This window comes from Solirubrum puertoriconensis, from assembly GCF_001483135.1.
Classification (GTDB): Bacteria; Bacteroidota; Bacteroidia; order Cytophagales; family Hymenobacteraceae; genus Solirubrum; species Solirubrum puertoriconensis.
In genome coordinates, this window is sequence record NZ_LNAL01000008.1 from 492,212 (window position 1) to 513,722 (window position 21,511).

Genomic DNA, 21,511 nt, shown 5'->3' on the forward strand with positions numbered 1-21,511 from the left:
TGCTTAGCTTTACTTTCCTTACCTCACATGGCTGAGAGCACAGACAAGCCGGGTACCGGTCGGCACGCCAAGCGCATTCGCAGCATCTTGGTTACGCAACCCAAGCCAGCCAACGACGTGTCGCCGTACTTTGCTATTGCCGAGAAGTACGGCATCAAAGTAGATTTTCGCGAGTTCATCCAAGTTGATCCGGTATCCTACAAGGACTTTCGGAAAGAGAAGATAAACATCGCCGATCATACGGCCATCATCTTCACCAGCCGCAACGCCGTTGATCATTTCTTCCGGATTTGCCAAGAGGCTAAGCTTGAGATGCCGGCAGAGATGAAGTACTTCTGCATTTCTGAGCAAACTGCCAATTATCTGCAGAAATATATTGTGCTGCGTAAGCGCAAGCTGTTCGTTGGGCAGCGTACTGCGGCTGACCTGTTTGATGTGATCAAGAAGCACAAGAACGAGAAGTTCTTGTATCCCTGTTCTGACATCCGTAAGGATGACATTCCGGAGTTCATGCGTGCCAACGGCTTTAAGTTCTCCGAAGCTGTTATCTATCGCACTGTAGCGAGCGACTTGTCTGATTTGTCGGATGTGAAGTACGACTGCATCGCTTTCTTCAGTCCTTCTGGTATCAGTTCGCTGTTCGTCAACTTTCCGGACTTCGTTCAGGATGGTACGCGTATCGCTGCTTTTGGGCCTACTACGGCTAAAGCAGTGCGCGACGCCGGCTTAGAGCTTGACATTGAGGCACCTCTGCCTAACGCACCATCAATGACTGGTGCTATCGAAGCATACATTCGGTACCATCATGGAGCTGAAATAGCTAAGGAACAAGCACGCAATAACAAACAGAAAGCGTAGCGCGTTTAACGGTTCAGAGCGAGCGGGGAGCATAACATAATAAGTGTGCTCCCCGCTCGTTTTTTCAAGGCATTTGTGCCAGGTTGTATTTTCAATACATTTGAAAGTGCGTACCTTAAATTAGCTCATCTGCCGTAGCCACGCATATTTACCGCAGCATTTTATGAAGGGAAACTTACTTGCTACGCTCTTGTTTTCGGCAGTGGTTGGTTCGGCTGTGGCACAGCAGCAACCCCAGTTTAGCCACTACCCATTTAATGGGATGTACCTAAATCCTGCATATGCAGGTATCAAAGGTCAAGGTGAGTTCGTGTCCATATATCGTTACCAGTACTTTAATTACAATCCCACCTTTTATCAGGGTGGTTCGCCCAAGACGTTCATGCTATCGGGTTCACTACCTATCAGGGCCCTAGGTGGTGGAATTGGCTTTAATGCCTACCGCGATGAAATTGCCCAGTCCGATATAACTTCCTTTTCGCTATCGTATTCCAAACACTTCAAGATTGGAGATGAAGCGCTTCTCGGTGTGGGAGTTCAAGGTATCTACAACAACTGGCGCCGAGGCAAGTACGTTGCGGTAGATGAGTTTGACCCGAGCATACCGGACAATAGCTCTGATAACAAGTTTGATGCTGGTGCCGGGGTGTGGTATGAGTCGCCACGGTGGTACGCTGGCCTCAGTGTTAACAATTTGCTCCGCTCTCAGTACCGATTCCAAAGTGTACCCGATAGTCTAGGTAACAATCAAGGCAAGCAGGCTAGAGCTACTGCCGAGAACCACGCCTATTTAAGCATTGGATACAACTTTGAGCTAACCGATGAAATTACTCTGACCCCTTCTGCCATTGGCAAACTCGTTCTGCCAGGGCGGTTCGGTGATAACAAGAAGTTTACGGTTGATAATAACTCCTTCGAAGCAAACGTACGGGCTACCTACAATGATAAGTATTGGGGAGGCGTTGGCTATCGATACGATGAATCCTTAATAGGTATGGTGGGAGCTTCCGTAATGAAGGACAATGCGCTGCGGATTGGTTATGCGTTCGACTTTATTGCATTTAACCAGGATGCTCGTGCATTCAGCTCGCACGAAATAATGATATCTTATCGTTTGCCTAAGCCAGGGTTAGCCATACGTCCGGCCATTCGTACGCCGCGGTACAGCTTCTAATCAGTACCAACCTGACGGAACTATTGGTTAGTTAAGTACCTTTGCAGAGGTATTTTGACCTTAGTGTAATAAGACAAAGCACTTGCTCGTTTAACCAACTGCCTAAACGGTTCTAAAACAAACCGATGGCCTTTGGTTAAACGCTTGTTTGCGAAAAGCTTTGTCGCTAAATTTGCCAAGCGCAAAATTGTAATCTTTGGGTATCGCCGCCTGAACAGTCACTTTCACCCTCACATGAACAAGTTTCTTGGTTTGCCCCTCATTGCCTGCGTGGCCTTGATGCTGGGGGCTTGCAGCTTCGGCAAAGGCCCCACCGGCGACCTGGTGGGCGCTGAAGACCGTCCGGAATTTAACCCGCAGGAAGTGCCGTTTGGCATGGTGCCCTGCCCCGGCGGTACTTTCCACATGGGCCAGACCGACGAGGATATCTCCGCCTCGATGGTGAACATGAACAAGCAGGTAACGATTGCCGGCTTCTACATGGATGAGACGGAAATCACCAACAACGAGTACCGTCAGTTCATGAATGCTGTAATGCAGGACTCAATCGATGTGTTGGGCGAGCAGTACATCATGACTGAGCTCTATCCTGACACTACCGTGTGGGTACGCGACTTTACCTATCACATGGGTGACCCTTTGATGGAGTACTATTACAGCCACCCTGCCTTCGATGATTATCCTGTTGTAGGCGTTGACTGGTTTGCTGCTAAGTATTTCTGTAACTGGCGCACTAAGCACAAGAATGCCGCGGCTGCTGAAGAAGGCTTAGCTGGTGTTCCTGGTTTCCGTCTGCCTTCCGAGGCAGAGTGGGAATATGCCGCTCGTGGTGGCCGTGAACTGGCTACTTTCCCTTGGGGTGGTCCTTACCTGCGTAATTCGAAAGGCTGCATGCTGGCGAACTTTAAGCCCGGTCGTGGTGATTATGCTTCCGACGGTTTCGCTTACACTTCGCCTGTAGGTGCTTACTTCCCGAACGACTTTGGCCTGTATGATATGGCTGGCAACGTGTCTGAGTGGTGCGACGATGCCTACATGGAAGCTTCCATGCCGGTAGTATGGGATATGAACCCTACCAACCCCGACGATAACGAACCTCGCAAAGTAGTGCGCGGTGGATCTTGGAAAGACATTGCTTACTTCCTCGAAACCGGTACTCGCAGCTTCGAATATCAGGATTCGGCTCGTTCGTACATTGGTTTCCGTTGCGCACTGATTCAAATTGGTATGGGCACTAACAACAGCCTGTAACCCTGCCATTTTCCTCTAGTTACTAAAAACCTCCATACCTACTTCCTCTTTTCAACTTTCAAAGTAAAATGGCACAAAAAGGGAATTTTCTTTACGACAAAGTGATGCCCATGGTATACGGCCTGGGTGCAGCAGTCGTAATCGTTGGTGCTCTGTTCAAAATTCGCCACTTGCCGGGTGCTGATGTGATGTTGACTGTGGGTCTGTTGACCGAAGCGCTTATTTTCGCTTTGAGTGCTTTCCAGCCCCAGCACAAAGACCCCGATTGGTCGCTGGTGTACCCGCAATTGGCCGAAGGCTACGACCCCTCTACCGGTGAGGCCTCGTTTGCTCCTGCTGCCAATTCGGGCACGGGCCTAACCCGCAAGCTCGACGATATGCTGAAGGACGCTAACGTAACTCCGGATGCTATCAAGTCGCTGGGTGAAGGTCTGAACCGCCTAAGCACCACCACGTCGCAACTGTCGACCCTGGGTGACGCTACCAACGCTACCGACGAGTACACCCAGCGCGTACGTGCTGCGGCTCAGTCGCTGGACAACATCAACGTAGCTTACAAGCAAACTGCCGAAGCTATGTCGGCAATGTCGAGCGCTACCGCTGACGCTAAGGAATATCACCTGCAAGTTCAGAACGTAACCAAGAACCTAGGTGCACTGAACGCTGTGTACGAAATGGAACTGCAGGATGCTAATACGCACCTGAAGTCGATGAACAAGTTCTATGGTACGCTGAGCCAAGCCATGGAAAACTTGGTTAGCGCTGGCAAAGACACTGAACAGTTCAAAGATGAAGTTGCCAAATTGACGGTAAACCTGAGCTCGCTCAACCGTGTGTACGGCAATATGTTGAACGCCATGCGTGCTACCAGCTAATTGCTGGATCAAAGCTAACGCAGGGTCTCAATACACCAACGACTTCTTTATTAGGATTCAATAACAATGGCGGGAGGTAAAGAAACACCGCGGCAAAAGATGATTGGCATGATGTACTTGGTACTGACTGCCCTTCTCGCGCTGCAAGTAAACTCCGCAATTCTGCTCAAGTTTAAGTTCCTCGACGACAGCCTTTCGAACATCAACGAAAAGGTGTCGAAGTCAAACGACTTTGCCGTAAAAGGTATTCAGGCTCAAGTTGAGAAGAACCGCAACCAAGCAAAAGACTTGGTGGTGTTGAAGCAAAGCCAGGAAATCCGTGAGCGTACCAAGCAGATGATTGGTTATCTGCGCGACGTTCGCGACAAACTGGTTGCTGCTACGGAAAACACCAAAGGCAAGACGGAGTACAAGAATATGAGTGCCGAAGACAAAGTAGCTGAAACCATGCTTGGTGGCAGCCGCAATGGTCTGGCATACCCAATGAAGGATGAGCTAAACAAGTACTCTAGCTACATTAAGCAATTCGTACCGGGTGCAAACTCACTTGCACTTGACGCGAAAGAGGATCCGGGTGTTACCGATCCTGAGCAGAAGAGCAAGAACTTCGCTGAGCTCAACTTTGAAAACACTCCGCTGGTAGCTGCTTTGGCAGTTCTTTCTCAAAAGGAAGCTGAAGTATTGAAGTACGAGTCGGACGCACTTAGCGAACTGGCTAAGCGAGTAGGTGCTGAGACGATTGTGTTCGATAAAATTGGTGCTTTCGCTAGCGCTGAGTCTAACACTGTAGCCGCAGGTACTAAGTACAAAGCTGAGCTATTCCTCACGGCTTCTGCTTCGGGCATGCGCCCGTCGATGACCTTGAACGGTTCGCCGCTGCAAGTTGGTCCTGACGGCAAAGGCAAAATTGAGTTTACTGCTACTCCAGGTGCGTTTGATGCTTCGGGGAATGCGAAGAAAAACTGGACTGGTACGATTCGTATCCGCAATAACGGCCGCGATACTACGTTCAAAGTGACGGTACCTTATACCGTTACCAAGCCAGTAATGCAGATTCAGTCGGCTTCGGTACAGGCGCTGTACTTCAAGTGCGGAAACAAGCTTAGCGTGCAAGTGCCGGCCCTAGGTCCGCAGTATAAGCCTGGCTTCTCTGCTTCGGGTGCTCAGGTTATCCAAGGCGACAAAGTAGGTGACGTTACGCTAGTACCGAACTCGGCTGAGGTTACCCTTAACGTAAGCAGCGGTGGCAACGCTATTGGTTCGCAAACCTTCAAGGTTCGCCCGATTCCTAAGCCCGACATCAAATGCGTAGTAGGTGGCCGCGAGGCTAACGAAAAGCAGGGTACCCCGATTACGGCTGTGCGTAACATGAGCCTGCGTGCTATTCCGGATCAAGGTTTTGCCTCGTTCCTGCCCGAAGACGCTCGCTACCGCGTAACGCGCTACACCGTGACCTTGGTACGCGGCAAGCGCCCGGCTATGCCTACCATCCCTGTCAATGGCCCTGATGTTGACCTTAGCAGCGTAGTAAACTCGGCACGCGAAGGCGACCGTTTGTACATCGAAGTGCAAGAAGTACGTCGTATGAACTTCCGCGGTGAGCAGGAGGAAGTACCGATGCGCGGCAAAGCCTTTAACATCCCGCTGATCTAGTAATCACAGGTTGAACCAACTGCTGGGCTTTTTGCCTTTCCCTCACATGAATAAGTTCTTATCCTTCGCCGCACTGGCGGCCAGCCTGTCGCTGTCGGTTTCGGCGTCGGCGCAAGAGCAAGCCACTACGGCCAGCAGCAACGGCTCGTACCGGCCTATTCCCAACTCGGACATCATGTTCCGCAAAACCGTGTGGCGTGCTATCGACCTGCGGGAAAAGCAGAACAAGCCGATGTTCTCCGAGGGCAAAGAAATCAGCCGCGTGATTTTGGAAGCAGTGAAGCGCGGTGAGCTACAAGCTTACCGTAACGATTCGCTGACTTCGACCTTCACGCCGACCGAGGTGACTACCAACTTTTCTTACGCAGAAGCTACCAACGAGCTGAGCGCTGAAGAAAAAGCAGCTGGCTTTACGCAGGAAGACACTGGTTTTGGCAGTAGCGACGATGCTTGGGGCGCACCTCCTAAAAAGTCGTCGGCTGCTACCAAAACGCAACCTAAGCGCGACAAAAATGGCAAGATCATGAAAGACAAAAACGGTAAGACCATCATGGAGAAGGTCCCCGTTGCGTCTGCAGCTCCTGCTAAGCCCGCTGGGCCACCTAGCTACGAGTACCGCTTCAAAGACATCTACCAGATGGAATTGAAGGAGGACATGATCTTCGACAAGAAGCGGTCGAGAATGTACCACGACATCAAGTCTATTACGCTGTTGGTACCGGCTACGCTGAGCTCTAACACGTCGGGTATTGAACGGCCGATTGGTACCTTCAAGTACGCAGATCTGGTTCGTGTCTTCCGTGCCAACCCCGACAAAGCCATTTGGTTCAACCCGCAGAACGATGCGCAGCACAAGAACTTGGCTGACGCTTTCGAGCTCTGGCTGTTTAACTCCTACATTGTAAAGGTTTCGAACCCGAGCGACTCGCGCCTCGACGAAATCTACGGCGGTCAGCAACAAGGCATTCTGGCTGCTTCGCAAGCCGCTGCCGATCTAATCGAGTATGAATACAGCCTGTGGAGCTTCTAAGCTCACCTAGGCGACAAACAAAAAAGCCCCTGCTTGCTGCAGGGGCTTTTTTGTTTGTCGCCTAGGTCCGGATGACTGAGGTTGGTAAGGAGTTAGTAGTGGCCGCCGTTACTCGGCCGAAGGTGCGGGTTGATCTTGCTGAGCGAAATAGTCGAGGAGAACTTTGGTTTTGGCTTTGCCGATTTCACTTATCAACTCGGATTCGCTAAGTTCTTTGATTTTCTTAACCGATTTAAACTTGTTTAGGAGCTTATCAGCCGTTACTGGACCTAGACCCTTTACGTCGGTTAATTCGGTCTTCAACGTGGCTGCATCACGCCGAGAACGGTGAAACGTGATGCCAAAGCGGTGCGCCTCGTCGCGCATGCGTTGGATAAGGCGCAGCGTCTCGCTTTTCTTGTCGATGTACAGCGGCAACGGGTCGTTAGGAACGTAGATTTCTTCTAAGCGCTTGGCAATGCCTATAATAGGAATTTGTCCCCACAGCCCTAGGTCCTTGAGGGCTTTTACGCCCATGCCCAGCTGGCCTTTGCCGCCGTCGACTACGATGAGCTGGGGCAAGCTGGCCCCTTCATCTAGCAAACGACGGTAGCGCCGCGTCACGATTTCGTACATGGAGTCGAAGTCATTGGGGCCCACCACGGTTTTGATGTGAAAGTGGCGGTAGTCCTTTTTGCTGGGTTTAGCATTCCGAAAGCATACCATAGCTGCCACCGGGTTGTCGCCCTGAAAGTTAGAGTTGTCAAAGCATTCGATGTGACGCGGAAGGTCTTTTAGGCGCAGGTCTTTTTTGGCCTGTTCCATAACGCGTACCTCGTTTACATCCTTTGACTTCTCATTCATGGACTCTTTCTCTTTGCGGAGATAGAGAACGTTCTTAATCGAAAGATTCAGCAGCTTACGCTTGTCACCGATTTCGGGAACAGCAATTTTAACACTGGGCAGAGGCAACGACGGTAGTTCTACATTAACTAAAATCTCTTTCGATTCACTTTCAAACTCCTGCCGCAGTTGCATAACCATAGGAGCCAAGATCTCAGCGTCGCTCTCATCAAGCTTCTTCTGTACCTCAAGACTTTGAGTCTGAATAATTGAGCCGTTCATCACCTTCAGATAATTGATGAAAGCGGACTTCTCGTTGGAAGCAATGCTGAACACGTCGATGTTAGACAAAGAAGGATTCACAACCATCGACTTAGTCTGGAAGTCATCGAGCTTATCCAGCTTCAGCTTGAACTGATGAGCCAATTCGTACTGCTGATCAATAGCAGCTTCCATCATACGCTCCTTGAAGTAGCCTTTAGCTACCGAAAGGTTGCCCGATAGAATGTTGCGGATTTGCTGGATGTGTTGATTATAAGTGTCCTCGTCAATGAGGTCTTGGCAAGGACCTTTGCAATTGCCTAGGTGATACTCCAAACACACTTTGTACTTGCCGGCAGCCACGTTTTCGGGCGAGAGGTTGTAGGTGCAGGTACGTAGCGGATAGAGCGCCCGGATAAGCTCTAAGATCAAGTTCATGCCTGTTACGCTTGCGTAAGGGCCGTAGTAGCGCGAACCGTCGTTGATCTTGTTTCGGGTAGGCAGCACGCGCGGGAACCGCTCGTTGGTGATGCACAAATACGGGTACGTTTTGCCGTCCTTTAACAGGATGTTGTATTTGGGCTGATGCTGCTTGATAAGGTTGTTCTCCAGCAGAAACGCGTCGGATTCCGAATCAACAATGGTGAACTCAATGCGCTCAATGTTCTTGACGAGCTGTTGAGTTTTCTTGTTGTGGTCTTGCTTCGTGAAATAGCTGCTTACCCGCTTACGAAGGTCAACGGCCTTGCCAACATAGATGATACGCCCTTCGGCATCGAAGTATTTGTAAACACCCGGCCGGTGGGGTAGATGTCGGATTTGCTCTTGCAAGTGGGCTTGGGCAGCCATAGAGAAGTAGTAGCGGAGGTAAGCAGAGTTTTAAACTACCAAAACAACAAGGAGGTTGACAGAATTCATCCGAAATGCACAGTTCGGGTACAATCCTGAAAGACTCTGTCTGGTGAATACCTAGGGACCGTGCAGCAACAAAACAGCCCCGCTTGCTTTGCAAGCGGGGCTGTTTTGTTGCTGCAGCTATGATGTTAAATATCCTGATCTTCTAAGTCTTGAATATCCACCTGGTTAAGCTTCTGCTCGTACGGGATAGTGTCACGCTGGGCGCCGTAGTAGCGCGAGCAGTCGATTTCGATGTCCAAGGGTTTCTGTGGCTTCGGAAACTCGCCGGTACTGATGCCGATTTCCTTGTTGTTCTTATACACTTGCTTCATGAACAGGCCATAGATGGGCAGCGCTAAGCGCGAACCTTGGCCGTAAGCACCGGTGCGGAAGTGGATACTACGGTCTTCGCCGCCAACCCACGTGCCGCATACCAGATCGGGCGTCATGCCCATAAACCAAGCATCGGAGTAGTTGGAGGTGGTACCGGTTTTGCCGGCCATTTGATGGGGAAATTTGAAGCCGTTGCGCAAGATGATGGAGGTGCCGCCTTGCTCTTCTACTGCGCCGCGCATCATGTACGTCATCAGGTAGGCGGTTTCCTCGTTGAGGGCTTCCTTGGTTTGCGCCACAAACTCGCGCAGTACGTTGCCGTTCTTATCCTCGATGCGCGTTACCATCATGGGCGCCGTCCAAACACCTTTGTTGACGAAGGTGCTGTATGCGCCCGACAGCTCGTAGATGCTGACATCGGAGGACCCAAAGCCCACCGCTGGTACGGCCTCAATAGGCGACGTAATACCTAGGCGCTTGGCGTATGCCACAATGGTTTCGGGACCTAACTTTTGCACCAGCCAGGCCGTAATGGAGTTCATCGAGCGAGCCAGGGCTTGCCGAAGGGTAAAGGTGCGGCCCGAAAAGCCGCCCTCGAAGTTTTTGGGCGTGTAGGCCGCACGGCCAGCTACGGCCGGGAAGGTAGTAGCTACGTCGGGCCGTTGGTAGCACGGGGAGTAGCCTTGGTCGATGGCAGCTACGTATACGAACGGCTTGAAGGTGGAGCCAGGTTGGCGTTTGCCCTGTTTTACGTGATCGTACTTGATGTACTTAAAGTTGATGCCCCCCACCCACGCTTTGATGTGGCCGTTCAGTGGGTTCATGGCCATAAACCCGGCGTGCAGCAGGCGTTTATAATACGCCAGCGAATCCATGGGTGACATCGTCACCTCTTTCTCCCCACCATTCCACGTGAATACCTTCATGCGGTATTTCTTGTTCAAATGGTACTTGATGGAGTCCTTGTTGCCGTCGAAGCGAGTATACAGCGATTTGTACCGCTCCGTACGCTGAATGGAGGTGCTAAGGAAATTCGGGATAAGGCGTCCATTCTCATCGCGCCACGGCTGTTGGCCTTTCCAGTGCGTATCAAACCACCGTTGCTGCAGTTTCATGTGGTCAGCTACCGCAGTTTCGGCATACTTCTGCATGCGCGAGTCGATGGTTGTGTAAATTTTCAGACCATCAGCGTACAGATCGTAGCCCGTTTCCTTGGCCCAGTTACGCAGCATTTTGCTCACCTCAACCCGGAAGTACGGCGCAATGCCCTCGTTCTGGTTTTCAACTTTGTAATCGAGCTTGATGGGCTTAGCTACCGCGGCAGCGTAGGTGCCCTCGTCGAGGTAATTGTACTTCTTCATTTGGCCCAGTACCCAGTCGCGGCGCTTTTTGCTGCGCTCGGGGTTACGGACCGGGTTAAATACCGTAGGGCCGTTTACAAGGCCCACCAGCAAAGCCGATTGCTCCAGGGTCAGGTTCTTTGGCTTCTTGTTGAAGAAGGTTTTGGCCGCCGTGTAAATGCCGTAAGCGTTGGACCCGTACTCGGCCTGGTTAAGGTACATGCGCAGAATCTCGCGCTTGGTATAGTTGCGCTCGAGCCGCACCGCCAAAATCCATTCCTTGGTTTTGGTGATGAGCATGCGCAAACCCGGTACATCGTTCAGTTTGCCGTCGTTGAGATCTTCGCGCGTGCGAAACAGCATCTTGGCCAGCTGCTGGCTGAGCGTAGAGCCGCCGCCGCTCTTGCCGCCGAGCACCAGCCCCGAGGCCACGCGCATCATGGCTTTGGCATCAATACCCGAGTGCTCCTCGAAGCGTGCATCCTCGGTTGCTACCAAAGCATCAACGGTATGTTGGCTTAGGTCTTCGTACTCCACAGGGGTACGGTTCTCGCGGAAGTACTTGCCCATTAGTACCCCATCGGCCGAATACACCTCTGACGCTAGTTCACTTTTGGGGTTTTCAAGTGTGCGCAGGTTGGGCATGCTCCCAAACAAGTTCAGGAAGTTGATGCTTACTGCCAGCACAAACAGGATGGCTGCCAGCACACCTGCGCCAAACAACATCCAGAGCGTGCGGGTAACTGCGCCAAACCGCTCGGGGCGGTTGGGCTTGGGGCGATGAGCAGGTTTAGGCCGTGAAACGGTAGGCATTGGGAGAGTGGTACCTCAAAAACAAGTGCATGGGTGCCGGTTGGTTAGTTGCTTGGCAACCAACCCTTGCAAACCACCTAGGGTGCAGCCAACCGGCTCGTGCCGCAAAGTTACTTCGAATAAACAGGCTGGGCGAAGCGCAAATACTCCTCTAGGTTGCCGCGCGACAAAAGCACCGGCAGATTATCAATACCAATGAGAAAGGATTGGTAACCCGCGTTGCGGAACTTCATCAGCGGCCCTTGCGGCCCACGCAGCTTTAGGGCGTAGTTGAGGGCTACCTTGGAGTTAGGCATGGCCTGCACAACCAGCAACTGCTGGTCGGTACCTAGGGGCTGTGCCTGCACCTGTAAGTTGTTAGCCTTGAAGAAACGGTTGTTGTAAGCCGTGAGCTGGTTTTGTAGCTCGGCAAAAGCAGCCGCGTCTTTGGGATAAGCTATTACCACGGCGTGCGGAGCATTTACATCGGCGCGGTACGGTGAAGGTTCGGCAGGTGGTGTAGCCGGCGCAGGAGTGTTGGTACCATTGGCCGGACTGCCGGCAGGAGCGGGCTGCGAGGGAACTGGGGCGTTGTTGGCAGGGGTAGGCGTAGCAGGCGCGTTGCCGGTTGTGGGCTCAGCTTTCGCAGTGGTTGCCGCGGGGGCAGCTTGGGGAGGAGGGGTATTAGCTACTTCCTTCGGAGTAGCCGGGGGCGTAATTGCTTGCGCAGCGGCCGCTTTGGGTACCGGTTTGGCCTCAGGCTTTAGTGCCACGGCAGGCGTTTCGTTTTCCTTGTACAAAATGCGCACGCGGTTATCAACCTCGCCGGGGCGGAAGAACGATACCGAAGGCTTCTCGGTAGAGGCCAGTGCGCCGGCTAACTGGCCGCTCTCGTAGCGGCCGTAGGTGCCAAGCAGCTCTTGCGCCCTAGGTACTAGTGCACTCTCGGGATACTTCTTCACAAAAGCTTCGACTTCGGCCTTATGCTTAGCGGGCGGTTGGGTGCGCAGTGTTAGCAGCAACTGCATGTACTCGGCGCGGTCGTTCAGGTCGGTTTCGGGGTATTGCTTGCGGGCCCGGGCTAAGGCAGCGTTGGCTTTTTTAAACTCCTGCTTTTTGTACAAGGCAAAAGCCGAATCGAGCCGAACGGCCATGTGCTCATTGGCTACCGAGGTGCGGCGCAGGTACTCGGGGTCGGCTACGAGGCGGGCGTACGAGGAGTTAGCAAACTCTTGCCGCAGCCGTTGGGCATAGGTCTCTGCCTTGGCGTCGCCTAGGTCTTTGTACAGCAAGTACAAGCTGTAATACACTTCGGCCGTGTGCGGACTGTTCGGGAAGCGCTGCAGCAGTTGCTCGTAGGTTTGCACCGCCTTCGCGGGCTCTTTGAGTTGCTGGTTGTAAATGGCACCTAGGGCAAACATTGCCTCCAATACTTTGCTCTCGGCTTGCTTTTGCTGCTCAGGCGTAGCCGGTATGCTTTGCTGATACTGAGCTAGCAAAGCAGCGCGCTCGTCGGTGGGGGTAGCTTGTTGAGCCGAAGCAGCACCAGCAGGATTCACCACGCTTCCATCGGCGCCCCGTACCGCGACCGGGGTATTGGCACCCGGCACCGGTGCACCAGTAGTAGCCAAGCTGCTCAGGCGCCAATTGTCGGTAAGCGGGCGGTTACCCCAGAGCCGCTCGAAATCGGCACGCGCTGTGCCCAAGGCTGTTGGGTTATCAAAATACCACAGGCGGCCCGTTGAAGCACTAGCAAAAGCCAACGGATCGACATCGGGGTTACCGGCGCGGGTTGGATCTTGGCCTAAGGCCGTTTGATTCACGCCGCGGGCAGCCAAAGCAGCCTGGCGTTCGGCCGCCTGTTTGCGGCGTAACAGCTCGGCATCGGCATAAGCAACCATGCGGGTGCGTAGGGTAGCTGTATCCAAACGAGCTAGCGTGAGCAAACTGTCTTGTGTTTCAACCGTGGTTAGTTGTTGAGCAAACTCGCGCAATACATCACGTCGCTCAACAATGGCTGCAAATTCTGGCGTCTCCCTAGGTAAGCTTTGCGTGGTGCTGTCATAATACGCTGCCGCTGGGCGGTACTTCTGCAGATTTTCGTAATAAATACGTCCCGCCAGTAGGTAAGCATAGCCGCGTTGCGCTCGGTTCGTGCTGTTCAGGCGCACCGATTGATTAAGCAGCTTCAACGCTTCATCATAACGCTGCTGACGATATTCCAGGCGCGCCATTTCGTAGTACACCTTATCGCGGTACCCGCGGTTATTAGGGTCCTTCAGCAGCTTGGTGAAATACTTGTTCAGCCGCGTACGGTCCTGCTGGTTCAGGTCCGATACCTGCCCCAGCATCAGCTTGGCAAAAAAATCAAGCTCGTAGGGCGGATTACGCCGCAGTATACTATTAAGCTGCGCGTACGCTTCTTTGTCCTGCCCGGTATTCTGGTACAGTTGCGCTAGCACGTAGCGTGTGCGCGAGCGTTCGTCCTTCTTATCTATATAAGGAATGGCCTTGCTAAGGTTCTCGATAGCCAGCCGTTCGTCGGCTTGCCTGATATAGTATTGGGCGCGCGTCAGGAAAAGCTCACGAGCATTCTCGAAAGTGCCCGCCTCCTTATCTAATAAATCGGATACGGCCGTAGCATTTTCCCATTCGTTGGTGGCCATGTAAGTACGCATCAACCAGATCAACGCCTCGTGCCGAGCATTGGCATCCTTGCTGGTGGTATTCACATACTTAAACGTCTTGAGTGCCTCCTCAAACTCGCGTTTGTAGAAGCGGGCCTTACCAATCAGGATATAGGCGTCGTCGGTGTAGTCGCTAGTACCGTGGCGCTGAATAGGCAACGATGCTTTCTTCACGACATCATCCATGTCACCCGTTAGCTGCAAAGCCTTTACCGAATCAACTACTGGCAGTAGCGGCAGCGTACGGTTGTAATCGTTGGGGCGCTCCTTGTTCAAAGCGGCCTCCACGCTCCGCATCTTCTCACGCGCCAGGAAGTAGCCGTTGTCGCGAGCTGTGATGTTCTGGTAGGTGCGGGCGACTACGTTGTGGCGTTCAGCCGAGCAGCCAGCCAACAAGGCGGCGCCAGCAAAAGCTAAACCAGCAACGGGTACCCAAGTAATGCGCAAAGAATTCGACACGAGCAGCAGAAAGCAGGCGGGTGAAAGGCAGTGTGAGCAAAACGCTGACCGACCATCATTTTGTTCGGAAGCGTCGTAATCCTCCTAGAACGCTACAATGCAAGTAAAAGTACGGGAAAATTGTGCCAGCCTCTGGCTAGCCCAGCCAGCCTACGTACATAGGCTAAACTGATAGCCAAGCATTAACTCGGCGCACCGTACCTTTGTCGTCCGCTTGCTACCAACCCTCATGGCTGCGCCCAACACACAACCTCCTTTTGAACCCGAATCCGATGCAGAACGCCGCCGTCAAATCGGCAAGTTCTCCGGAGTAGGTATGCAGATGTTGGTCGTGATAGGGCTTAGCGCTTGGGGAGGCGTCACGCTCGATAAGAAGATGGGCTGGGAGCCTTGGGGCACTATTGTGCTCACCTTGCTCGGCGTATTCATTGCCATGTACCAGGTCATTCGGGCTGTTTCCGAAAAGTAAGTAGCCCGTAAAACCAAGCTCATATCTGCCTCGGCAGGTTTGTATTACCTCCCAACGTGAATCGCTTTTTCCGCAACCTGCTGTTGTTTTCGGTGCCGTTAGCTGCTTTGCTGTACTTCTTGCGGCAGCGGTATGGCACGACTGTGGTGCATCCCCACGCCGATTACCTGCTTTTGTTTTACGTAGTGCTTACTGCTTTCACCTTTTGGCTCACGTACCGGGCCGTGCAGCGTAAGCCCGATAGTTTAATGACAGCTTGGTTTAGCACCACCGCTCTGCGGTTGGTACTCGCCATGGTAATAGTTGTAGGCTATTTAGTAACAGGGGGCGCTAAGGACGGCAACAACACTTGGACTTTTCTGGGCCTGTTCTTCCTGCTGTATTTTCTCTACACCGGGTTTGAAGTCTGGAACGTCGTGACTAACTTGCGCCCGTTTTCAAAACCGGGCTCCGACAATGCGCAATAATGCGCTAAGTAGGCCTTAAATCTCACTGAATGAAGCGGTTTCTGCTCCTTTTCTTCTGGATTCTGACGTTGCCGGTTTTTGCGCAGGAGCATCACGGCGATGTGCCATCCACCTCTGCCACGCAGGTGGAAGCCACCGAAGAAGGCGAGTTCAAGCCGGGTGAAATGATCCTGCATCACATTGCTGATGCGCACGAATGGCACTTCGCCACGATTGGCCACACGCATATCACCCTGCCACTGCCAGTTATTGCTTATCAGCCGAGCAAAGGCCTGTCGGTATTCTCTTCGAGCAAGCTGACCCACGGCGAAACCTACAACGGCCTAAAGCTTGAGCACGAGCACTTGGTTGCCGAAGATGGCAGCAAGGTGTACGATTTCTCAATCACCAAGAACGTAGCCTCGCTTTTGCTGAGCGCTGTGCTTCTGATTGTTGTTTTCTTCTCGGTAGCAGGAGGTTACAAGAAGAACCACGGTCGTGCTCCTCGTGGTATCCAGTCGTTTTTCGAGCCCATCATTGCGTTCATTCGCGACGACGTAGCCAAAACCAATATTGGTCCGAAATACGAGCGTTACCTCCCGTATCTGCTCACGCTGTTTTTCTTCATCTGGTTCAACAACCTAATGGGCCTGATGCCTGGTGCCGCTAACCTTACCGGCAATATCAGCATCACCTTCCTGCTGGCTCTGCTGACATTGCTCATCACCGTGTTCAGCGGGAACAAGAACTACTGGGGCCACATTTTTGCAACGCCGGGTGTGCCTACGTGGCTGCTACCTATCATGATTCCGGTAGAACTGATTGGTATTATCACCAAGCCGTTCTCGCTGATGGTGCGTCTGTTTGCCAACATCACGGCAGGTCACATCATCGTGCTGAGCTTCATCTCGCTCATCTTCATTTTTAAGAGCGTGGCTGTTTCGCCCCTAGGTGTAGGTTTCGCATTGTTCATCAACGTGCTTGAAATGCTGGTAGCCATTCTGCAGGCCTACCTCTTCACCTTGCTGTCCGCCATGTACATCGGCGGTGCGGTAGAGGAGCACCACCACGATGCTGATATACAGATCGGCGGCGAAGACATGAGCAAACCGGCTGCGCATCACTAAGTCTGACGACATTCCCCTTTTTTGTTTTTCCTGACTTTTTTCTCACTCTCCTAACTCCCTCTGTTATGCTGCTCACTCTGTTGCTGCAGGTCGTTAATGCTGTTGGTCTGGCCGTTATGGGTGCCGGCCTGGGTGCTGGTCTGGCTATCCTCGGTGCTGGTCTCGGCATTGGTCGCATCGGCGGCAGCGCCATGGAAGCCATCGGCCGTCAGCCGGAAGCTTCGGGCCGTATCCAAACGGCGATGATCATCGCGGCCGCTCTTATTGAAGGCGCCACCCTGTTCGCCGTCGTAGTCTGCCTGCTGGTAGCTCTGCGTCTGCAATAACAGTCACCCATAGGCGGCCGCCTGTAGCCTTGCTTTGGCAGGGCAGCAGGCGGCCGTATTGGTGTAACTGAAACAAAGAGGCGGCTCTCGGATTTAGCGAGCTTTCTTTGCTATCCACCGTCGCTCATTTCCCACACGCATTGCCCCAACGCCATGAATCTGATTACCCCCGATTTTGGCCTGCTGTTCTGGCAGTTTGTCGTTTTCCTGCTGCTGGTATTTCTGCTGGCTAAGTTTGCGTGGAAGCCCATTCTGGCTGGTCTGCGCGAGCGGGAAGAATCCATCGAAAACGCTCTGCGCCAAGCCGATCAGGCTAAGCTGGAAATGCAGCAGCTGAAAGCTGGCAATGAAAAGTTGCTGGCCGAGGCTCGTCAGGAGCGCGACCGTATTCTGAAAGAGGCTGCTACCATCAGCGAACAACTGATTGAGCAGGCAAAGCAGAAGGCGACCGACGAAGGAGCCCGCATGATCATGCAGGCCCGCGAAGCCATCCAGAACGAAAAGCAAGCTGCTTTGGCCGAAGTTAAGAACACGGCCGCTCAGCTTTCGATCGATATTGCCGAGCGCATTCTGCGTCGCGAGTTGACGGATGCCACTGCTCAAAAGCAACTGGTAACCGATTACCTGCAAGAGGTAAAACTGAACTAGTCGAAGGTCTTAGGTTATAGGGCTTAGGTGTTAGCACCTGCTCCTAGGTCAGCCAAGCCCTAAAGCCTAAACCCCAAGCCCCAATACAATGTCTGAACTACGAGTCGCCGCCCGCTACGCCAAGTCTTTGTTGGATTTGGCGCAAGAGCAGGGTACGCTGGATACGGTAAAGCAGGACATCGAACTGTTCTCCAATACGCTGGAGGGTAGCCGCGACCTGCGCCTGCTGCTGCGCAACCCTATTGTGCAGCACGACAAGAAGCTGGCCATCCTGCGGCGGCTGTTTGACGGCAAGGTGTCGGACCTTACCATGCGGTTCTTCACCATCATTACGCAGAAAAACCGCGAAAACGCACTTGAGTTTATTGGTCCGGAGTTCCTGAACCAGTACAATGCGCTTCGTGGTGTCCAAACGGCTACGGTTACAACGGCTACGCCGCTCACGCCTGAACTCCGCGCACAAGTGGAGCGTTTGGTGGTCGGTCAGACGGGTGGCCAAGTGTTGTTGCAGGAACAAGTAGATCCCGCCCTCATTGGTGGCTTCATCCTGCGCATCGGCGACCGTCAGATCGACGATTCGGTACGTACGCGCCTCAATCGCTTACGCACTACCTTCAAAGAGAACCCCTACCAAGCCCAACTATAAGTCAGCATCATGGCAGAAGTACGTCCGGATGAAGTATCCGCCATTCTGCGGGAGCAGTTGTCCAATTTCAAGTCCGAAGCCGAACTCGAAGAAGTCGGTACGGTGCTGCAGGTTGGCGACGGGGTAGCCCGCATTTATGGCCTTTCGAAAGCACAATCGGGTGAACTGGTTGAGTTTGAGAACGGCCTGCAGGCACTGGTTCTGAACCTCGAAGAAGACAACGTAGGTGCCGTAATGCTCGGCGACTACAGCGAAGTTCGCGAGGGTGCTACCGTGCGCCGCACCAACAAAATTGCTTCGATTAAAGTAGGCGAAGGCATTGTGGGCCGCGTGGTTAACACGCTGGGCCAACCCATCGATGGCCGTGGTCCCATTGCTGGCGAGCTGTACGACATGCCGCTGGAGCGTAAGGCTCCGGGCGTAATCTTCCGTCAGCCGGTAAACGAGCCCCTGCAGACGGGTATCAAGGCTATCGACGCCATGATTCCGATTGGCCGTGGTCAGCGCGAGCTAATCATCGGCGACCGTCAGACGGGTAAGTCGACGGTTGCGCTTGATGCCATCCTAAACCAGCGCGAGTTCTTCGAGCGCGGCGAGCCTGTTTTCTGTATCTACGTTGCCATTGGCCAGAAGGCCTCGACGGTAGCCCAGATCGTAAACTCGCTGCAGCGCGGAGGTGCTATGGACTACACGGTGGTAGTTTCGGCTTCGGCTGCTGACCCTGCTCCGATGCAGTTCTTTGCTCCGTTCACGGGTGCCGCTATCGGCGAATTCTTCCGCGACACGGGCCGTCCGGCTCTGGTTGTGTACGACGACTTGTCGAAGCAAGCTGTTGCTTACCGCGAGGTGTCGCTGCTGCTGCGTCGTCCTCCCGGACGCGAAGCTTACCCTGGCGACGTATTCTACCTGCACAGCCGCCTGCTCGAGCGTGCCGCCAAGATCAACGCTTCGGACGACATCGCGCGCAACATGAACGACCTGCCCGACAGCCTGCGTGGTCTGGTGAAAGGCGGTGGTTCGCTGACGGCTCTGCCCATCATCGAGACGCAAGCTGGTGACGTATCGGCTTACATCCCGACGAACGTAATTTCGATTACCGACGGCCAGATCTTCCTAGAGACTAACCTGTTCAACTCGGGTATCCGTCCGGCCATTAACGTAGGTATCTCGGTATCGCGCGTAGGTGGTTCGGCTCAGATCAAGTCGATGAAGAAAGTGGCTGGTACGCTGAAGCTGGACCAAGCCCAGTTCCGCGAACTGGAGGCTTTTGCCAAGTTCGGTTCGGACCTCGACGCATCGACCAAGCTTACCATCGAGCGCGGCCGTCGTAACCTCGAAATCCTGAAGCAGCCGCAGTTCTCGCCGGTAAAAGTTGAAGACCAAGTAGCCATCATCTACGCTGCTACCAACGGTCTGCTCGACGCTATTCCGGTAAACCGCGTGCGTGAGTTCGAGAAAGAATTCACCCAGGTGATGAACACCCGTCATGCCGACGTGCTGGCTGGCCTGAAGGCTGGTAAGCTCGACGACAACATTACGGGCACCATCCGTCAGGTTATCAAAGACCTGTCGGCTTCTTACAAGTAAGGTTTAGTAGTTGTCAGTTGTCGGTTGTCAGTTGTTAGGGTGTAAGGGGCCTAGATCCTGCAAGCCCGGACTAACAACTGACAACTTGCAACTGACAACTCATTTATAGCAAGCATGGCAAGCTTAAAAGAAGTCCGCGGCCGCATTCAGTCGGTAAGCTCGACGCAGCAAATTACCAAAGCCATGAAAATGGTGGCGGCCGCGAAGTTGCGCCGCGCGCAGGATAACATCATGCGCATGCGCCCTTACGCGCAACGGCTTAACAGCATCCTCGCTAATTTGTCGCAGGGCAATGCCGAGGACAATGTTACTGGCGAATACGGCGTAGTGCGCGACGTGCGCCGCGTGTTGATCATTGCTGTTACCTCGGATCGTGGCTTGGCTGGTGCTTTCAATAGCAACATCTTCAAGGCTACGAACGCTCTAATTCAGGAGCGTTATGCCGACTTGGCTGCTGCTGGCAACGTGCGTGTTATGGCAATTGGCCGTAAAGCACACGACTACTTTGGCCGCCGCGGTCTGCTGGTGGGTAACCACACCAACGTGTTCACGAACCTCTCGTTCGACACGGTGCGCGTGGCTGCTGAAGAAGCTATGGACGCTTTCCGCGCCGGGCAGTACGACCAGGTAGTAGTGGTGTACAACGAGTTTAAGAACGTGGCTACGCAGATTATCCGTACGGAGCAACTGCTGCCCATTCTGCCGCCCGCTGAGCCCACGACCACCACGACTACTTCCAACATCGACTACATTTTCGAGCCGAGCAAGGAGGAAATCGTGCTAAACCTGATTCCGACTTCGCTGAAGATCCAGCTGTACAAGGCCGTACTGGAAAGCAATGCTTCTGAGCACGGCGCCCGCATGACGGCCATGGACAAGGCTACTGAAAACGCTGGCGAATTGCTGAAGTCGCTTAAGTTGACTTACAACCGGGGCCGTCAGGCCGCCATCACAAACGAGATTCTCGAAATCGTGGGTGGTGCCGAAGCTCTGGCCGCAAGCCGCTAAGCTTACTACTTCACTTTAGAAAAAGCCTGCTCCAGCCGGAGCAGGCTTTTTTAGTGTTCATCAAGCAAGGGACCGGTACAGCGAGGCAGGCAGTTAAAGCTTCGCATAGTCCCGCTCGGAAATGTGCTTACCGGGCTTAGGGGTGTATGGGTTTTGCTCTAGCAACTCTAGTACGCGCGCTGGAGTTAGCTGCGTGAAATCTTTCATGACGTGCATTGGAGTCTGAAACTTACTGCTACTGATACTGGTGCTTAGGCATATACAGCGCATCTTGGCTTTGTAGGCCGCTTGTTCGCCTAACACTGCATCTTCAAACACCACGCAGCGGTCCGGCGGAATGCCTAGCTGTTTGGCTGCTTCGCTGAAGGTATCGGCGTGGGGTTTGCCTCGGTCTACATCGGCCTTGCCAACTACCACATCAAAAAAGCGACGCAGATTAAGGTGGTCGATGATATACCCAATGGTTTCGGGTGCCGAGCCGGTACCTAGGGCTATTTTGAAGCCTGCGGCCCGTGCGGCTTGCAGAAAGTTGCTGAGGCCGGCTACTTCCTGGCGTTTATTCCAATACAGCACCCGGTACAAAAACTCGCGGCGGTCGGCGTAGGTTTTGAGCTCCTTTTCGGGCACCGGGTTGCGGTACACGGTTTTAAGAATGTTAGTGGCTGGCATGCCGTTCAGGCGCTTCAGCAAATTAAGGGCGTTGGTCTGCAGGCCCAATTCGCGAAACAACAGTTGGAAGGCCTTGGCTTGGTAGCGCGTATTATCAATGAGTACGCCATCCATATCGAAGATAAGGGCGTGATCAGAGGCATGGAGGGGCAT

At 53.3% G+C, this 21,511-nt stretch carries 18 protein-coding genes; 14 read left to right on the plus strand and 4 right to left on the minus strand.

Annotation, left to right across the window (positions count from 1 at the left end):
- Window positions 1-27 precede the first annotated feature (27 nt).
- The 6 genes from ASU33_RS16300 to porN all read left to right on the plus strand — a co-directional run bounded on the left by ASU33_RS16300 (window position 28) and on the right by porN (window position 6,841).
- Complete coding sequence (locus ASU33_RS16300) at window positions 28-858, plus strand: uroporphyrinogen-III synthase (RefSeq protein ID WP_059071903.1); 831 nt, start codon at window positions 28-30, stop codon at window positions 856-858.
- A 163-nt stretch (window positions 859-1,021) separates the two neighbouring features.
- Entirely contained in the window at window positions 1,022-2,032 is a 1,011-nt protein-coding gene (locus tag ASU33_RS16305) for a PorP/SprF family type IX secretion system membrane protein (protein ID WP_059071904.1), read from the plus strand.
- Between the two features lie 234 nt (window positions 2,033-2,266).
- Window positions 2,267-3,283 (plus strand): T9SS ring complex lipoprotein PorK/GldK, encoded by a 1,017-nt coding sequence (gene porK / locus ASU33_RS16310; protein ID WP_059072754.1) that lies wholly within the window; start codon window positions 2,267-2,269, stop codon window positions 3,281-3,283.
- Window positions 3,284-3,351: 68 nt separating this feature from the next.
- Entirely contained in the window at window positions 3,352-4,158 is an 807-nt protein-coding gene (gene porL, locus ASU33_RS16315; RefSeq protein WP_059071905.1) for a type IX secretion system motor protein PorL/GldL, read from the plus strand.
- A 66-nt stretch (window positions 4,159-4,224) separates the two neighbouring features.
- A complete protein-coding gene (gene porM, locus ASU33_RS16320) occupies window positions 4,225-5,811 on the plus strand; it encodes a type IX secretion system motor protein PorM/GldM (protein WP_059071906.1) in 1,587 nt (528 codons plus the stop codon).
- A gap of 46 nt (window positions 5,812-5,857) precedes the next feature.
- Window positions 5,858-6,841, plus strand: coding sequence for a type IX secretion system ring subunit PorN/GldN (gene porN, locus ASU33_RS16325; RefSeq protein WP_059071907.1), 984 nt, complete (start codon window positions 5,858-5,860; stop codon window positions 6,839-6,841).
- A 108-nt stretch (window positions 6,842-6,949) separates the two neighbouring features.
- Here the strand turns inward: porN and uvrC are convergent, their stop codons facing one another.
- The 3 genes from uvrC to porW all read right to left on the minus strand — a co-directional run bounded on the left by uvrC (window position 6,950) and on the right by porW (window position 14,432).
- The gene (gene uvrC, locus ASU33_RS16330) at window positions 6,950-8,773 is read right to left on the minus strand and encodes an excinuclease ABC subunit UvrC (RefSeq protein WP_059071908.1); all 1,824 of its coding nucleotides are present in this window, start codon (window positions 8,771-8,773) and stop codon (window positions 6,950-6,952) included.
- Between the two features lie 194 nt (window positions 8,774-8,967).
- Window positions 8,968-11,307, minus strand: a complete 2,340-nt coding sequence (locus ASU33_RS16335) for a penicillin-binding protein 1A (RefSeq protein ID WP_078063193.1) — start codon at window positions 11,305-11,307, stop codon at window positions 8,968-8,970.
- Window positions 11,308-11,417: 110 nt separating this feature from the next.
- Entirely contained in the window at window positions 11,418-14,432 is a 3,015-nt protein-coding gene (gene porW / locus ASU33_RS16340; RefSeq protein WP_149867274.1) for a type IX secretion system periplasmic lipoprotein PorW/SprE, read from the minus strand.
- 214 nt (window positions 14,433-14,646) lie between these two features.
- On the opposite strand from porW, the gene ASU33_RS16345 reads away from it, so the two are divergent.
- The 8 genes from ASU33_RS16345 to atpG all read left to right on the plus strand — a co-directional run bounded on the left by ASU33_RS16345 (window position 14,647) and on the right by atpG (window position 20,689).
- The gene (locus ASU33_RS16345; protein WP_216818573.1) at window positions 14,647-14,901 is read left to right on the plus strand and encodes an AtpZ/AtpI family protein; all 255 of its coding nucleotides are present in this window, start codon (window positions 14,647-14,649) and stop codon (window positions 14,899-14,901) included.
- 56 nt (window positions 14,902-14,957) lie between these two features.
- Window positions 14,958-15,368: a hypothetical protein gene (locus ASU33_RS16350; RefSeq protein ID WP_059071912.1), complete on the plus strand. Its 411-nt coding sequence runs from the start codon at window positions 14,958-14,960 to the stop codon at window positions 15,366-15,368.
- A 29-nt stretch (window positions 15,369-15,397) separates the two neighbouring features.
- The gene (atpB, locus tag ASU33_RS16355; protein WP_059071913.1) at window positions 15,398-16,474 is read left to right on the plus strand and encodes a F0F1 ATP synthase subunit A; all 1,077 of its coding nucleotides are present in this window, start codon (window positions 15,398-15,400) and stop codon (window positions 16,472-16,474) included.
- A gap of 65 nt (window positions 16,475-16,539) precedes the next feature.
- Complete coding sequence (atpE, locus tag ASU33_RS16360) at window positions 16,540-16,800, plus strand: ATP synthase F0 subunit C (RefSeq protein WP_059071914.1); 261 nt, start codon at window positions 16,540-16,542, stop codon at window positions 16,798-16,800.
- Window positions 16,801-16,953: 153 nt separating this feature from the next.
- Window positions 16,954-17,448: a F0F1 ATP synthase subunit B gene (locus ASU33_RS16365; protein WP_059071915.1), complete on the plus strand. Its 495-nt coding sequence runs from the start codon at window positions 16,954-16,956 to the stop codon at window positions 17,446-17,448.
- Window positions 17,449-17,536: 88 nt separating this feature from the next.
- Window positions 17,537-18,094 (plus strand): ATP synthase F1 subunit delta, encoded by a 558-nt coding sequence (atpH, locus tag ASU33_RS16370; protein ID WP_059071916.1) that lies wholly within the window; start codon window positions 17,537-17,539, stop codon window positions 18,092-18,094.
- Window positions 18,095-18,103: 9 nt separating this feature from the next.
- Complete coding sequence (gene atpA, locus ASU33_RS16375) at window positions 18,104-19,681, plus strand: F0F1 ATP synthase subunit alpha (protein WP_059071917.1); 1,578 nt, start codon at window positions 18,104-18,106, stop codon at window positions 19,679-19,681.
- A 114-nt stretch (window positions 19,682-19,795) separates the two neighbouring features.
- The gene (gene atpG / locus ASU33_RS16380; RefSeq protein WP_059071918.1) at window positions 19,796-20,689 is read left to right on the plus strand and encodes an ATP synthase F1 subunit gamma; all 894 of its coding nucleotides are present in this window, start codon (window positions 19,796-19,798) and stop codon (window positions 20,687-20,689) included.
- Between the two features lie 93 nt (window positions 20,690-20,782).
- Here atpG and ASU33_RS16385 read toward each other — a convergent pair whose 3' ends face one another.
- Complete coding sequence (locus tag ASU33_RS16385) at window positions 20,783-21,511, minus strand: HAD family hydrolase (protein WP_160328219.1); 729 nt, start codon at window positions 21,509-21,511, stop codon at window positions 20,783-20,785.